This window comes from Pseudomonas silensiensis, from assembly GCF_050434865.1.
GTDB lineage: Bacteria > Pseudomonadota > Gammaproteobacteria > Pseudomonadales > Pseudomonadaceae > Aquipseudomonas > Aquipseudomonas fluorescens_W.
In genome coordinates this window covers 153358-167289 of the sequence record NZ_JBNDJH010000012.1, presented here as the reverse complement: position 1 = coordinate 167289, position 13932 = coordinate 153358, and the positions used below count along the sequence as shown (strand labels likewise).

Below are 13932 nucleotides of genomic sequence, written 5' to 3'. Positions count from 1 at the left end.
GAGATTTTCGTTCTCATGATTCGCCGTTCGCTGCGCCGTTCGTTACCTGCCGTTTTCACTCTGATGTTTGCAGCCCCTTTGCTGGCGGCCCCTGCCGGCCAACAGACGCTGTTCAACTTTGTGCGCCCCGCCGATGTGGTCCAGGTGGCGACTCAGGACGCCAGCCTGCCGCAATCCAACGCCGAGCAAACGGCCGAAGGCGAAGTGCTGCGTCGGGTGACGTTCAACCCGGTGGCACAACCAACCTTGCGCCTGACCCCGCAGACGGGCGCCTGGGACTGGTCGCAGTCGGGCTTCATGAGTTTGCGGATTCAGAGCGCAATGAACTGGGCTGTGACCCTGTACGTGAAAATCCAGAGCAACGACGGCAAGACGTTGGTCAGCCGCGTCGACTTGCCGGCCGGCCCTGCGCAAACCTTGTTGGTGCCGCTGCAGGCCTTTACGCCATTGAGCCTGGGCCTGAAAGCCGGCCCACCAATGCCGATGACGTTTGAGGGGCAGCGCGTATTGCTGGCCAGCAGCGCCGGTGAGCTGGAGCGCAGCCAGGTGGTGTCGGTGACCTTGTCGATGGATCAGCCGAAAGTCGCCCAGAGCATTCTGCTTGAGCGCTTTGGCGTGCAGGACGGCGATGCGGCGACTCAAGCGGCTTTTGGCGGCCTTGTGGACGCTTACGGCCAGTCGACCCGGGCCAAATGGCCAGAGAAAGTCAGCAGCGACGAGCAACTGAAAAGCGCCGCCGCCAAGGAACATCAGCAACTGAAAACCTGGCTGGCCGAGCGCGAGAAGTCGTCCCTGGACAAGTTCGGTGGCTGGAACAAAGGCCCGGCATTCAAGGCCAGCGGCTTTTTCCGCACCGAAAAACGCGACGGTCGCTGGTACCTGGTGACCCCGGAAGGGCATCCGTTCTATTCGCTTGGGGTTAACACCGTCACCCCGGACGTCGACCAGACCTACGTCGCCGGCCGCGAGTGGATGTTTGAATCGCTGCCCAAACCCGACGAGCCGCTGGCCAGCCACTATGGCGAAGGCGACAACCGGGGCGGCAACGGTGTCGATCAGGGCCGAGGCTACAATGCCGGTCGTTGGTACGACTTCTATGGCGCCAACTTGCAGCGTCTGTATGGCGCGCCTTGCGCCCAGGGCAGCGACACCAAAGCGGGTGTCGCTGAAGCCGCCAAGGCCGACGCCATTGAGGCAACGGCCGAGAAGGCCACTGAGCAACCTGTTGCGCCTTCGACGGCCGAATCCGGTGTCGCCGAAGCCGCCAAGACCGGCGCCGTTGAAGCGACCGCCGCGAAAGCAGCGGAGCAAACACCTGCCGAACCCTGCAAAGCGGTGGTTGATGAACAGCGCTGGGCCAGCCACACCCTTGATCGCCTGCAAGCCTGGGGCTTCAACACCATCGGCAACTGGAGCGCCCCAGCGTTGGCCAGCGCTGATCGCGTGCCGTACACCTTGCCACTGTCGATCGTCGGCGATTACGCCAGTATCAGCACCGGCACCGACTGGTGGGGCGGCATGCCCGACCCGTTTGACCCGCGTTTCGCCATGGCCACCGAACGTGCCGTGGCCATCGCCGCGCGCGACCATCGCGATGATCCATGGCTGATCGGCTACTTTGCCGACAACGAATTGGCCTGGGCCGGTCCGGGCGACGACCCGAAAGCCCGTTACGCCTTGGCCTACGGCACCTTGAAAATGACCACCGACGTGCCGGCCAAGCGCGCATTCCTCAAGCAATTGCGGGACAAGTACCGCAATCAGGCGGGCCTTTCCAAAGCCTGGGGCATTGATTTGCCGGCCTGGGAATTGATGGAAGACCCAGGCTTCGTGCCGCCGCTGCCAAGCGCCGAACACCCGGAAATCGAAGCCGACTTCAAATACTTCCAGAAGGTTTTCGCCGACACGTACTTCAAGACCCTCTCCGATTCGCTCAAGTGGCACGCGCCGAATCAGCTGTTGCTGGGCGGCCGGTTTGCCATCAGCACCCCGGAAGCAGTTGAGTCCTGCGCGCAGTATTGCGACGTGTTGAGCTTCAACATGTACACCCTGCAACCGCAGGACGGTTACGACTTCGCCAAGCTGCGCAGCCTGGACAAACCGGTGCTGATCACCGAGTTCAACTTCGGCTCGGCCGATCGTGGCCCGTTCTGGGGCGGCGTGACGCAATTGGCAAAGGAAGAAGACCGTGGCCCGGCTTACGCCAATTTTCTCAAACAGGCGATGAGCGAACCGTCGATCGTTGGCGTGCACTGGTTCCAATACCTTGATCAACCGGTCACCGGTCGTCTGCTGGATGGCGAGAACGGGCACTTTGGCCTGGTGGGCATTACCGATCTGCCGTTCCAGGGTTTCGTCGATAGCGTTCGCAAGAGCAATTTGCAGACCGTCGATCAGCTCGGAAAAGAGGCCGAGAAGGCCAAGGCTGAAGCGGATAAAACCGGTCACGAAGCGGTGGGCGGCAAAAAAGGCGAGGCTGGCAAAGGCGCAGGGCAGGGCGCTGGCCATGCGGGTGGGCATTCCGGCAATGGCCACTGAGTGCTGACAGGTACGTTGAATTTCTGAGTGTTTTTCGCCGGGCGGTATGGCGACCGCCCAGCCCGCCACAGTTCCCAAAACCCGCTAGGGCTGGAACAATGCGGGCCACTTTGTAGAGCTTTATATCCGGGGAGTTGCGGGTGCAGATTCAGGGTTTTTACGAGCTGAAGTTCGAAGCGGTGCGTGAGGCTTTCGCGGCGCTGTTCGACGATCCACAGGAACGTGGCGCAGCGTTGTGCATCCAGATTGGCGGTGAAACCGTGGTCGATCTTTGGGCCGGTAGCGCTGACAAGGATGGCACCGAAGCCTGGCACAGCGACACCATCGCCAATCTGTTCTCCTGCACCAAGACTTTTACCGCGGTGACCGCCCTGCAACTGGTAGCCGAAGGCAAGCTGCAACTGGATGCCCCGGTTGCCCGCTACTGGCCCGAGTTCGCTGCCGCCGGCAAAGAGTCCGTGACGCTGCGTCAATTGCTTTGCCATCAGGCCGGTCTGCCGGCACTGCGTGAGATGTTGGCCCCGGAAGCCCTTTACGACTGGCAAACCATGGTTGATGCCTTGGCCGCCGAAGAACCGTGGTGGACGCCGGGCGTCGGTCACGGTTACGCCGCGATCACCTATGGCTGGCTGGTCGGTGAGTTGCTGCGTCGTGCTGACGGTCGTGGGCCGGGTGAGTCCATCGTGGCGCGGGTCGCGAAGCCTTTGGGGCTGGATTTCCACGTCGGCCTGGCGGACCAGGAGTTCCATCGCGTGGCGCACATCGCCCGTGGCAAGGGCAATGTTGGCGATGCCGCCGCCCAGCGCTTGCTGCAAGTGACCCTGCGCGAGCCGACGGCCATGACCACAAGGGCGTTCACCAACCCGCCGTCGATCATGACCAGCACCAACAAACCCGAGTGGCGGCGCATGCAGCAGCCCGCCGCCAATGGTCACGGCAATGCCCGCAGCCTGGCCGGGTTCTACGCCGGTTTGCTCGACGGCAGCTTGCTGGAAAGCGAAATGCTCGACGAAATGACGCGCGAGCACAGCGTCGGCGAGGACAAGACTTTACTGACCCGGACCCGTTTCGGCCTGGGTTGCATGCTCGATCAACCGGACGTCCCCAACGCCACCTACGGCCTCGGCCCTCGTGCGTTCGGTCATCCGGGTGCGGGCGGTTCCACCGGTTTTGCCGACCCGGAACACGATGTGGCCTTCGGCTTTGTGACAAATACCCTGGGGCCGTACGTCTTGATGGATCCGCGCGCGCAAAAGCTTGTGCGCGCACTGGCCACTTGTCTGTAAAACGCGCTCAGGGGTTCCAGGGCCGGAACCCCAAGGCCTTTTTGATTTCCAAGCGTCTGTTTATCCGGGTCACTCCGGCCTGATAGTTCATTACTTCATTTTGTGGATATCCAATGTCTTCCAATAAAACCCTCGCTTTGGCCCTGTGCTTCGCTATTACCGGTTGCGCACAAACCCCACAAAATGACTCGGATGGCAGCAGCTGGTGGCCGTTCGGGTCGTCCGACAAAGTCGCCGCTAAAACCCCGGCTCCGGGCCCGGTACCTCTGAAGCCTGCGGCAACCGCCCCGGTGGCCAAGACTGAAAGCGCCAGCCATTGGTACTGGCCGTTCGGCTCCGATGACAGTGCCGACAAGATGCCAGCCAAGCCTGAGGTGAAAGCTGAAGCCAAGCCTGAAGCCAAACCGGTCGAGGTGGCCAAGGCCAAGGCTGAGGCCGATGCAGGTGGCAAATGGTGGTGGCCGTTCGGTGGTAAAGAGCAAAGCACCGCTAAAGCTGTGCCAATGCCCGATCCTAAAGTTACCCAGGCCTGGCTCGACGACTACGAACCGCGCCTGCGCGAAGCGATCAAGGGCAGCAACCTGCAACTCGAGCGCCGTGAAAACGTACTGGTTGTAACCGCGCCGGTAGAGGGCTCGTTCAACCCTGACCGTCCGGCCATGCTGCTGCCGGTGACTCTCGGCCCGTTCACTCGCGTCGCGAAAATCCTTGAAGTCGATCCGAAAACTGCCGTGCTGGTGCTTGGCCACAGTGATACGTCGGGCGCCGCACCGGCCAACGTGAAACTGAGCCAGGAGCGTGCCCAGGCCGTGGCAGCGATTTTCCGCCTCAGCGGTCTGCAGCGTGATCGTCTGATGCTGCGGGGTATGGGTGGCGAAGCCCCGCGTGCTGCCAACGACAGCAATGAAGGCCGTGCCTTGAACCGTCGCGTCGAACTGCTGGTGACCCCGCAAAACACCATGGTCGCGCTGCTGAGCAAGTACAACATGCCAGCCCCGGCGCCAGTGAAGTTGGTCGCTGCCCAGGACGTCAAGCCAGTGGTCAAGCCAGTCACTCCGGCGCCAGCTGCGAAGAAAGCCGATGTGCCTGCGGCGAAAAAAGCCCCGGCCAAGAAAGCCGCCGCCAAGAAGGCACCGGCTAAAACCGCGACTCCAGCGAAAAAGACTGCGCCGGCCAAAGCCGCTGCCGACACGAAAAAAGTCGCTGAGTCCGCCGATACTGTAAAAAAGTGATTCGTTAACCAAAAGGAATGCGCCATGACCCAGGGCCTGGCTGATATGCGTCGCGACTACACCCGTGATGGCCTGACCGAGGCGCAAGCCCCGGCCGAGCCATTCGCGCTGTTCCATCACTGGTTCGCGGACGCGGTGAAAACCGAGCAGGCGCCGGTGGAAGCCAACGCCATGACCCTGGCCACTGTCGATCAGGACGGTCGGCCGCATTGCCGCATTCTGCTGCTCAAGGGGCTGGACGATCAGGGCTTCACCTTCTTCACCAACTACGACAGTGCCAAGGGCCAGCATCTGGCCGCGAATCCGTTCGCGGCCATGACCTTTTTCTGGCCGGCCCTGGAGCGCCAGGTGCGCATCGAAGGGCGGGTGGTGAAGGTTACGCCTGAAGAGTCCGACGCCTACTTCCAGGTCCGGCCGCTGGGCAGTCGCCTCGGTGCCTGGGCTTCGCCGCAAAGCCGGGTGATCGCCGATCGTGCCGAACTGGAAGCGTTGCTCAAGAACACCGAACAACGTTTCAGCGACACGCAACCTCATTGCCCTGAGCACTGGGGCGGTTATCGTTTGTTACCGGAGCGCATCGAGTTCTGGCAAGGCCGTTCGAGCCGCCTGCACGATCGCCTCAACTATCGCTTGCAGGGCGCCGACTGGATTCTTGAACGTCTGGCACCTTAAGCCGTCTACCGATCGGGATAGCCTGCCGCAGCGGCTTCAAGCCACTGCGGCAGGTCTCGGCGCTTGATTTTCTGCGCTTGAGCGTTCGCCAGTTGCTGGAGCATGAACGCCTTTTTCTGCTCGTCTTTACCCGCCAGTGCCAACGCCAGATCGCGGTCCATCCAGCGTTTGATCCGCACGTATAGCCACCAGTGGAAATACAATCCGGCAACGGTAGTGACGACAATGATGAAGTAATCCATGACAATCCTTGGGGCAGCGGCGCAGATTCCGGAATTTGCCGCTACTGTGTGGTGAGTTCGTGGAGGTGCCTGTACCGGGCCTGAATCAAACCAATTTTATCCGGGCGAGGTCGTGACAGGCGTCAAGCTGCGGAGTTTAATGAATACTTGTCCTTTGGAGTTGATGCTATGCGTAAGTCTGTTCTGCTGGTTGCTTCCTTTTCCACGATGGCGATGTTGCTCACTGGCTGCCAATCGAGCTTGACCGGTGACTCCTACTCCCGTGACGAAGCGCGTCGCGTGCAGACCGTTCGCATGGGCACCATCGAATCCCTGCGACCGGTCAAAATCGAAGGCACCAAAACCCCTATCGGCGGCCTTGCCGGTGCGGCGGTGGGTGGTGTGGGCGGCAGCGCAGTCGGTGGCGGTCGCGGCAGCATCGTTGCTGCAGTTATCGGCGCCGTTGCTGGCGGCCTGATCGGCTCGGCCACAGAAGAAGGCCTGACCCGCGCCCAAGGCGTGGAAATCACCGTTCGCGAAGACGACGGCAGCATGCGCGCCTACGTGCAACAGGTTCAGGAAAATGAAGTGTTCCGCGTTGGCGAGCGAGTGCGGATTGCCACTGTTGATGGGACTAGCCGCGTTTCGCACTAAGCGGGAATACGGGTAAAAGAAAACCCCGATCAGGTGACTGGTCGGGGTTTTGTTTTTTGAAGTGAGAATCAAACGGCGCTATTTCTAGACGTTGCAGGTGAGTTGAAATAGAAATGATGGGTTATAAATTTTCTTTCCGAGTATTTCTTCCAAGGAATCAAGCTGCTCGGTCGTGAGGTTGTATCCCTCCCAGCCTTGTTGATCCGTTGTCCATCCCATAATTGCTTTTAATTCTTTTTCGTAGCCGTTCGGCAACTCTTCTTCGAATGCGAGGAGTTCGGTTTTTTTATCAAATGCCTCTATAACGTAAATCATGGTTCTACTTTCCTAGTGTTATCCGCTGGTTTGGTCTGCTCGCCAGTAGTCGGATCATATTCACCGAGATGACGGCCACGTTTGTCGTACATCTCGACAGCCCCATGCTGTGAGTCCCATTCAAAAATTTTCCCATTTGGAGTTTTCCAGCGTTTTCTAAGGCCGCCACCACCTTTAATTGGGGTCTTACGAGTTGCTCTCGTAGCATTGGGAAAAGCGGTCAGTCCCTTTGGCGCCGGATAATATTTGTGGTTAGAAACACTGACCACAATATAAACCGGCTTCACCAACGACCCCACCGGAAACACAAGAATGAAATCCTTGTACTCAGGCGGGTAAACCGGGTTCACGATAATGCTGTCAGCCGCTTTCGTCGGCGGATAAACCCAAATGTGCGGCGCTTGCGGCGCAGCCTCCAACGCTGGAATGCCAAGGATGTCCGAACCATCCACAGCCGGCGTCCAGATCAGCTCAACACCATCCCCCAGATCCGCCACCTGCTGACTGCCGCGCAAGCTGAACTGCACGACATCAACCATTTCCCAATCGCGGTTCTGGCCAGTGTAAAACGCATAACCCTTGAGGCTGCCGTCAGCCTGTTGTTCGACCTGCAGACGAACACGGGTTCTGGCCTGTTTCAGGGCGCGCAGTTGATCTTCGGTATAGAGCGCACTGTCGCCCAGGCTGGGCGTCCAGAACAGCGCGACCACAGTGGCCAGCGCGATGGATCCGGCAGCGCCAAGTGCAGCGACCGGAGCAGTGAGAGTCGGGGCATGAAGCGCAAGTCGCCCAATACCGAGCGAGACAGTACTGCCGCTGATGGTTTCAAGATTCAGCAGCCCGGCATCGTCTACCTCACGAGCGCCGAGCCAGGCGACTTCTCCGTAGTCCTTGAGGCTGTCGGTGGGCACCATTCCCGAAGGATTCGAGTAATCGATGATGGCGTCCGGCAGGTTGCAGGACTTGGCGAAGACACACCCCGCACGAACGGTTTCGTTCTTCTTCACGGCAACTTCACGACTTCGCTCGAAGGCGTCTTGCCTCGCGAGCATCGCGTCGTAAGCGTTTTGTCTGGCATCACGCGCGGCCAGTTCGGTGGCCGTCATGAAGCGGTGAGTGACGTGATGACCGTCGCCTGACGGTGGGCTCTGAACCCGGGGAATGTCCTTATTGCCAGCCACTGATCTTCCTTGCGTTCGTCCGTCGACAGACCCCAGAAAAGGGGCTGTGCGACGTTAACGAACGAGGCTGATCGTGGCTGTAGGACGAGTCCTGAATGACTCTAAGAGTTGTCTCTGTTTATCAGGATTACAGCGCGGTGCTCTTGCGACTCGCCGCCGCCGTCACCGCATAACCAATCAATGCCGCCAATATCGACCCGGTCAAAATCCCCATCCGATCCATCCCGGCGTATCCACTGACACCCGGTTCAAACGCCAGGGAGCCGACAAACAGACTCATGGTGAAGCCGATGCCGCAGAGGATTGCCACGCCCAATACCTGGCCCCAGTTGGCGCCTTGGGGCAGGGCGGCGATGCCGATTTTCACCGCCAGCCAGGTCAGGCCGAAGACGCCGAGGGTCTTGCCCAGCAGCAGGCCGACCGCGATGCCCATCGGCACGTGGTGAGTGAAGCTTTCGACGGTCACGCCGCTCAGAGACAGACCCGCGTTGGCGAAGGCGAACAGCGGCAGGATGCCGTAGGCCACCCATGGATGCAGGGCGTGTTCGAGGGTCAGCAGCGGCGAAGGTTCGGCGTTTTTCGTGCGCAGTGGAATGCAGAAGGCCAGGGTCACACCGGCCAGTGTCGCGTGGACGCCGCTCTTGAGCACACAAACCCAAAGGATAAGGCCGATGATCATGTACGGCCCGAGCTTGACCACTCCGAGCCGGTTCATCGCGATCAGTGCCACGATGCACGTCGCGGCCAGGGTCAGCGAAAGGGTCGAGAGTGTACCCGAGTAGAAGATCGCAATGACGATGATTGCACCGAGGTCGTCAATAATCGCCAACGTCATCAGGAAAAGTTTCAGCGACACCGGTACCCGCTTACCCAGCAGAGCCAGTACGCCGAGGGCGAAGGCGATGTCGGTGGCCATCGGGATGGCCCAGCCACCCAGGGCTGCCGGGTCTTCGCGGTTCAGAAAACAGTAGATCAGCGCCGGCACCACCATGCCGCCAATCGCCGCCGCGCCGGGCAGGACGATTTGTGACGGTTTCGACAGCTGGCCGTCGAGGACTTCGCGCTTCACTTCCAGGCCGATCAGCAGGAAGAACAGGGCCATCAGGCCATCGTTGATCCACAGCAGCGCCGGTTTGGCGATTTGCAACGCGCCGACCTGCGCCACTACCGGAGTGTCCAGAAAACTGCTGTAAAGCCACGACAGCGGGGAATTGTTGATGATCAATGCCAGGGCCGCAGCGGCGATCAATAACAGTCCGCTGGCAGCTTCCAACTGGAAGAAACGCGTGAAAGTGCTACGCAGAGGCAAGGTCGCTCTCCATCGATGAATTCAAAAGGTGGCACACCCTAACCCGTACCGTTAGTTGTTAAAACAAAAGTTATATTCTTTTTTGTTATATGCCGTTACAACGCGAACACCCAGCAGGGACCTGAGCCTAGCAGTTGTCCGGCGTATTGAACCTCAGCTGTACCTGTGCGCGATGTAGGTTTTTTCCTAAGCTTGTTAGCTGAGCCTTGCAACAAGGCCGACTCAACGAGAAAACCACCATGAGCGACAACCGACAGTGGGCCCGCGAAGCCATCCGGATCATCGAAGCCGACTTCCAGCGCAGCGCCGACACCCACCTGATCCCCTTGCCGCTGCCGGGTTTTCCGGGCATCGAGTTGTATTTCAAGGATGAGTCCAGCCATCCCACCGGCAGCCTGAAGCACCGCTTGGCGCGCTCGCTGTTTCTGTATGCGCTGTGTAATGGCTGGCTCAAACCCGGTGCGCCGGTGATTGAAGCGTCCAGCGGTTCGACGGCGATTTCCGAAGCGTACTTCGCCAGTTTGCTGGGCTTGCCGTTCATTGCGGTGATGCCGGCGACCACCTCCAAAGAGAAGATTGCGCAGATCGCTTTCTACGGCGGCAAGAGTCATCTGGTCGACGATCCGACGCAGATCTACGCCGAATCCGAACGCCTGGCTCGCGAACACGATGGGCATTTCATCGACCAGTTCACCTATGCCGAGCGCGCTACCGACTGGCGGGCGAACAACAACATCGCCGAGTCGATCTTCCATCAGATGCGTTTCGAGAAACATCCCGAGCCGAGCTGGTTGATTTCCAGCCCCGGCACCGGCGGCACCACCGCGACGCTGGGCCGTTACGTGCGTTACCGCCAACATTGCACCCGCGTGCTCTGCGCCGATGCCGAGCGCTCGGTGTTCTTCGATTACTACCAGACCGGCGACGCCAGTCTGCGCCTGGATTGCGGTTCGCGAATTGAAGGCATTGGCCGGCCTCGGGTGGAAGCGTCGTTCCTGCCCAAAGTGATCGATGCGATGGTCAAGGTGCCGGACGCGTTGTCTCTGGCGGCCATGCATTACCTGGCGCAGCGTTTGGGACGTCGGGTCGGCGGGTCGAGCGGGACCAATCTGATCGGCGCCTTGATGGCGGCCCAGCAGATGGCGGCGGCGGGGGAGTCGGGGTCAATCGTGGCGATTCTGTGTGATGGCGGCGAGCGCTATGCGACCACCTATTACGATCAGGCTTGGCTCAAGGCCCAGGGGTATGAGTTGAGTGGTTTGATGGATACCGTGGCGGTAAGCGTTGAGCGCGGTGAGCCGCTGCCAGCCAGCGTGCTGCGCGCCAATATCTGAGATTGTTCAGACGCTGAACCCCTGTGGGAGCGAGCCTGCTCGCGATGACGGCTGAACATTCAACAGAGATGTCGACTGATCTACCGCTATCGCGAGCAGGCTCGCTCCCACAGGGTTTTGCTTTGCTTGGGGAATCGCGGGTCAGGCCTCGAGGCCGAGGATGTCGCGGGCCACCGCTTCTGCAATCCGAATCCCGTCGACACCCGCCGACAGAATCCCGCCCGCATAACCCGCGCCTTCACCGGCCGGGAACAAGCCTTTCACGTTCAGGCTCTGCATCGACTCGTTACGGGTAATCCGCAGCGGTGACGACGTACGCGTCTCGATCCCGGTCAACACGGCGTCGTGCAGCGAGTAACCGCGAATCTGCTTCTCGAACGCAGGCAAGGCTTCGCGAATGGCTTCGATGGCGAACGCCGGCAAGGCCAACGCCAAATCACCCAAGGCAACCCCCGGTTTGTAGGACGGTTCTACGCTGCCCAGCTCGGTGGACGGCTTGCCGGCAATGAAGTCGCCGACCAGTTGCGCCGGCGCTTCGTAGTTGCTGCCGCCCAATACAAAGGCGTGGGATTCCAGGCGTTCCTGCAACTCGATACCCGCCAGCGGGCCGCCCGGATAATCGACTTCCGGGGTGATCCCGACGACGATCCCGGAGTTGGCGTTGCGCTCGTTACGCGAGTACTGGCTCATGCCGTTGGTGACCACGCGACCTGGCTCGGAGGTCGCCGCCACCACGGTGCCGCCCGGGCACATGCAGAAGCTGTAGACCGACCGGCCGTTGCTGGCGTGGTGCACCAGTTTGTAGTCCGCGGCCCCGAGTTTCGGGTGGCCGGCGTACTTGCCCAAGCGTGCGCGGTCGATCAGCGATTGCGGGTGTTCGATGCGGAAACCCACCGAGAACGGCTTGGCTTCCATGAACACGCCACGGCCGTGGAGCATGCGGAAGGTGTCGCGGGCGCTGTGGCCGAGGGCCAGAATCACGTGTTTCGAATGGATCTGCTCGCCGCCATTGAGCTCGACGCCGACCAGTTGGCCGTCCTCGATCAACACGTCGGTCACGCGCTGCTGGAAGCGCACTTCGCCACCCAACGCGCGAATCTGCTCACGCATGTTTTCCACCACACCGGTCAGACGGAACGTACCGATGTGCGGTTTGCTGACGTAGAGAATTTCTTCCGGCGCGCCTGCTTTGACGAACTCGTGCAGGACTTTGCGACCGATGAACTTCGGGTCCTTGATCTGGCTGTAGAGCTTGCCGTCAGAGAACGTCCCCGCGCCACCTTCACCGAACTGCACGTTGGATTCCGGGTTAAGCACGCTTTTACGCCACAGACCCCAAGTGTCCTTGGTGCGCTGACGCACTTCGGTGCCGCGCTCGAGGATGATCGGCTTGAAGCCCATTTGCGCGAGCAGCAGCCCGGCGAAAATCCCGCACGGGCCGAAACCCACGACGACTGGACGTTGCTCAAGATCAGCCGGCGCCTGGCCTACCGCTTTGTAGCTGACATCCGGCGCCACGTTGACGTTACGGTCATCGGCGAACTTGTGCAGCACCGCCGCCTCATCGCGAACGTTGAGGTCGATAGTGTAGATGAAGCACAGTTCGGAGGACTTTTTGCGCGCATCGTAGCTGCGCTTGAACAAGGTGAAGTCGAGCAGGTCATCACTGGTGATGCCCAGGCGCTGCACGATGGCAGGGCGCAGGTCTTCTTCGGGATGGTCGATCGGCAGCTTGAGTTCGGTGATTCGTAACATGACAGGATCCGGTTCGCGGGGCGCACAACTGCGCCAAGGCGTTTGAAGCCCGCGATTATAAGCCTCAAAGAATGATTCCCGTGAGGCTAAAACGATCAGTCGTTACGCGATCCGCCGAAATACCCGCAGCCACGCTGAACCTGGCCGTCGACGCGCAGTTCGGCGCTCATGTGCTGGACACTGCCGGTGCTGCTGTCGACGCAACGTTGCGGTGCAACCCACAGTTCGATGCGCTGGTTATTGGCTTCGGTGCTGAGGTTGAAGCGGCCATCGCCCAGTTGCTCTTCAACGTAGGGCACGGCCAATGGCGGCTGACCGGCGCGCTCGATGACCATGCCTTTTCCGCTGACTTTCACGTTCCACTCAGGCCCATGTCCGGCGGCGCGCAGGATCAGCAATTTGAAATTCGGATCGTTGCACGCGGTGCCCGAGCGCTCGACGCGGTACAGCTGCGCAAGATCGAGGCGGCTGTCGGCACCACTGGCTACGATACTGCCGCGCACGTCGGCAAACAGCTTGCCCTGTGCATCGGCCAGGGTTGCGGCCTCTTGCAGGACGCTGGTGCCGCCGATGTCGTTGACCACATAACTGCGCTGCTCATTGCACGGCTGGAACAACAGCTTGCCGTCGGCCGCCGTCAGCTGGCCCTGCATACGGGTCTGGCCCACGTGGGAGGCACTTTCACGCGGGCCATCGAGCAACTGGCAAGCGGCGAACAACGGAAGCAGGGCAACAAGGACTAAGGAACGGGCAGCACGCATCTTTGAGTCTCCAGACAAGTGCCGCCACGTTACTCAGCCTGACCGTTCATCACAAGGGTTTAGCCCACGTGAAAGGTCTGACCTGTTTGCAGGCCTTCCACACTTTTGGCGTAGGCCAATGCCACATCCGCTGCCAGAACCGGTTTGTAGCCGCGGAAATACGGCGCGTACTTGCCCATGGCTTCGACCAGTACATTAGGGCTTACTGAGTTCACCCGCAGGCCACGAGGCAATTCGATCGCTGCGGCACGGACAAAGCTGTCGAGGGCGCCATTGACCAGCGCTGCCGAGGCGCCGCTGCGAATCGGGTCGTGGCTGAGCACGCCGGTGGTTAAGGTGAACGAGGCGCCGTCATTGGCGAACTCGCGGCCGATCAGCAGCAAATTGACCTGGCCCATCAACTTGTCTTTCAGGCCCAGCGCGAAGCTTTCTTCGGTCATTTCACCGAGGGGGGCGAAGGTCACGTTGCCGGCGGCGCAGACCAGTGCATCGAACTTGCCGGTTTGCTCGAACAGCTTGCGAATCGACGCGCTGTCGCTGATATCCACATTGAAATCACCGCTGTTGCGGCCGATGCGGATGATCTCGTGACGCTCGGACAATTCCTTGTCGACCGCCGAACCAATGGTGCCGCCTGCGCCTATCAAAAGAATTTTCATCGTGCTGTTCCTCGA

Annotated in this window: 13 protein-coding genes; 6 read left to right on the top strand and 7 right to left on the bottom strand. The window is 60.4% G+C overall.

The window, feature by feature from the left end; translation table 11 throughout:
* Nucleotides 1-15: 15 nt before the first annotated feature.
* From QF010_RS18630 to pdxH, 4 genes are all read left to right on the top strand, one after another.
* Nucleotides 16-2538, top strand: a complete 2523-nt coding sequence (locus QF010_RS18630; RefSeq protein WP_033059004.1) for a beta-galactosidase — start codon at nucleotides 16-18, stop codon at nucleotides 2536-2538.
* A gap of 140 nt (nucleotides 2539-2678) precedes the next feature.
* Nucleotides 2679-3824, top strand: a complete 1146-nt coding sequence (locus tag QF010_RS18625; protein WP_429533656.1) for a serine hydrolase domain-containing protein — start codon at nucleotides 2679-2681, stop codon at nucleotides 3822-3824.
* A gap of 113 nt (nucleotides 3825-3937) precedes the next feature.
* Nucleotides 3938-5056: an OmpA family protein gene (locus QF010_RS18620; RefSeq protein ID WP_429533655.1), complete on the top strand. Its 1119-nt coding sequence runs from the start codon at nucleotides 3938-3940 to the stop codon at nucleotides 5054-5056.
* A gap of 24 nt (nucleotides 5057-5080) precedes the next feature.
* Nucleotides 5081-5728: a pyridoxamine 5'-phosphate oxidase gene (gene pdxH / locus QF010_RS18615; protein WP_429533654.1), complete on the top strand. Its 648-nt coding sequence runs from the start codon at nucleotides 5081-5083 to the stop codon at nucleotides 5726-5728.
* 5 nt (nucleotides 5729-5733) lie between these two features.
* Here the strand turns inward: pdxH and QF010_RS18610 are convergent, their stop codons facing one another.
* Nucleotides 5734-5970 carry a hypothetical protein gene (locus tag QF010_RS18610; protein WP_033059010.1) on the bottom strand — a complete coding sequence of 79 codons (237 nt, stop codon included), beginning with the start codon at nucleotides 5968-5970 and terminating at the stop codon, nucleotides 5734-5736.
* 168 nt (nucleotides 5971-6138) lie between these two features.
* On the opposite strand from QF010_RS18610, the gene QF010_RS18605 reads away from it, so the two are divergent.
* Nucleotides 6139-6603, top strand: coding sequence for an outer membrane lipoprotein (locus QF010_RS18605; RefSeq protein WP_046056377.1), 465 nt, complete (start codon nucleotides 6139-6141; stop codon nucleotides 6601-6603).
* An 84-nt stretch (nucleotides 6604-6687) separates the two neighbouring features.
* Here the strand turns inward: QF010_RS18605 and QF010_RS18600 are convergent, their stop codons facing one another.
* The 3 genes from QF010_RS18600 to nhaA form a co-directional block, all read right to left on the bottom strand.
* A complete protein-coding gene (locus tag QF010_RS18600) occupies nucleotides 6688-6918 on the bottom strand; it encodes a DUF7683 domain-containing protein (RefSeq protein WP_429533653.1) in 231 nt (76 codons plus the stop codon).
* Nucleotides 6915-8099: a colicin E3/pyocin S6 family cytotoxin gene (locus QF010_RS18595; protein WP_429533652.1), complete on the bottom strand. Its 1185-nt coding sequence runs from the start codon at nucleotides 8097-8099 to the stop codon at nucleotides 6915-6917. Before QF010_RS18595 ends, QF010_RS18600 begins: the two co-directional genes overlap by 4 nt.
* A 127-nt stretch (nucleotides 8100-8226) precedes the next feature.
* A complete protein-coding gene (nhaA, locus tag QF010_RS18590; RefSeq protein WP_429533651.1) occupies nucleotides 8227-9408 on the bottom strand; it encodes a Na+/H+ antiporter NhaA in 1182 nt (393 codons plus the stop codon).
* A gap of 239 nt (nucleotides 9409-9647) precedes the next feature.
* On the opposite strand from nhaA, the gene QF010_RS18585 reads away from it, so the two are divergent.
* The gene (locus QF010_RS18585) at nucleotides 9648-10742 is read left to right on the top strand and encodes a PLP-dependent cysteine synthase family protein (RefSeq protein WP_429533650.1); all 1095 of its coding nucleotides are present in this window, start codon (nucleotides 9648-9650) and stop codon (nucleotides 10740-10742) included.
* A 141-nt stretch (nucleotides 10743-10883) separates the two neighbouring features.
* Here QF010_RS18585 and QF010_RS18580 read toward each other — a convergent pair whose 3' ends face one another.
* The 3 genes from QF010_RS18580 to QF010_RS18570 form a co-directional block, all read right to left on the bottom strand.
* On the bottom strand, nucleotides 10884-12497 hold the full coding sequence (locus QF010_RS18580) for an NAD(P)/FAD-dependent oxidoreductase (RefSeq protein WP_429533649.1): 1614 nt from the start codon (nucleotides 12495-12497) through the stop codon (nucleotides 10884-10886).
* 95 nt (nucleotides 12498-12592) lie between these two features.
* A complete protein-coding gene (locus tag QF010_RS18575; RefSeq protein ID WP_429533648.1) occupies nucleotides 12593-13258 on the bottom strand; it encodes a COG3650 family protein in 666 nt (221 codons plus the stop codon).
* Nucleotides 13259-13317: 59 nt separating this feature from the next.
* On the bottom strand, nucleotides 13318-13917 hold the full coding sequence (locus tag QF010_RS18570; RefSeq protein ID WP_429533647.1) for a short chain dehydrogenase: 600 nt from the start codon (nucleotides 13915-13917) through the stop codon (nucleotides 13318-13320).
* Nucleotides 13918-13932: the final 15 nt, after the last annotated feature.

What these genes read in the sequence shown, in the direction of transcription:
- QF010_RS18630 (WP_033059004.1), top strand. Translation starts at nt 16, where the DNA reads ATGATTCGCCGTTCGCTGCGCCGTTCGTTACCTGCCGTTTTCACTCTG.
- QF010_RS18620 (WP_429533655.1), top strand. Translation starts at nt 3,938, where the DNA reads ATGTCTTCCAATAAAACCCTCGCTTTGGCCCTGTGCTTCGCTATTACC.
- pdxH (WP_429533654.1), top strand. Translation starts at nt 5,081, where the DNA reads ATGACCCAGGGCCTGGCTGATATGCGTCGCGACTACACCCGTGATGGC.
- QF010_RS18610 (WP_033059010.1), bottom strand. Translation starts at nt 5,970, where the DNA reads ATGGATTACTTCATCATTGTCGTCACTACCGTTGCCGGATTGTATTTC.
- QF010_RS18605 (WP_046056377.1), top strand. Translation starts at nt 6,139, where the DNA reads ATGCGTAAGTCTGTTCTGCTGGTTGCTTCCTTTTCCACGATGGCGATG.
- QF010_RS18600 (WP_429533653.1), bottom strand. Translation starts at nt 6,918, where the DNA reads ATGATTTACGTTATAGAGGCATTTGATAAAAAAACCGAACTCCTCGCA.
- QF010_RS18585 (WP_429533650.1), top strand. Translation starts at nt 9,648, where the DNA reads ATGAGCGACAACCGACAGTGGGCCCGCGAAGCCATCCGGATCATCGAA.
- QF010_RS18580 (WP_429533649.1), bottom strand. Translation starts at nt 12,497, where the DNA reads ATGTTACGAATCACCGAACTCAAGCTGCCGATCGACCATCCCGAAGAA.
- QF010_RS18575 (WP_429533648.1), bottom strand. Translation starts at nt 13,258, where the DNA reads ATGCGTGCTGCCCGTTCCTTAGTCCTTGTTGCCCTGCTTCCGTTGTTC.
- QF010_RS18570 (WP_429533647.1), bottom strand. Translation starts at nt 13,917, where the DNA reads ATGAAAATTCTTTTGATAGGCGCAGGCGGCACCATTGGTTCGGCGGTC.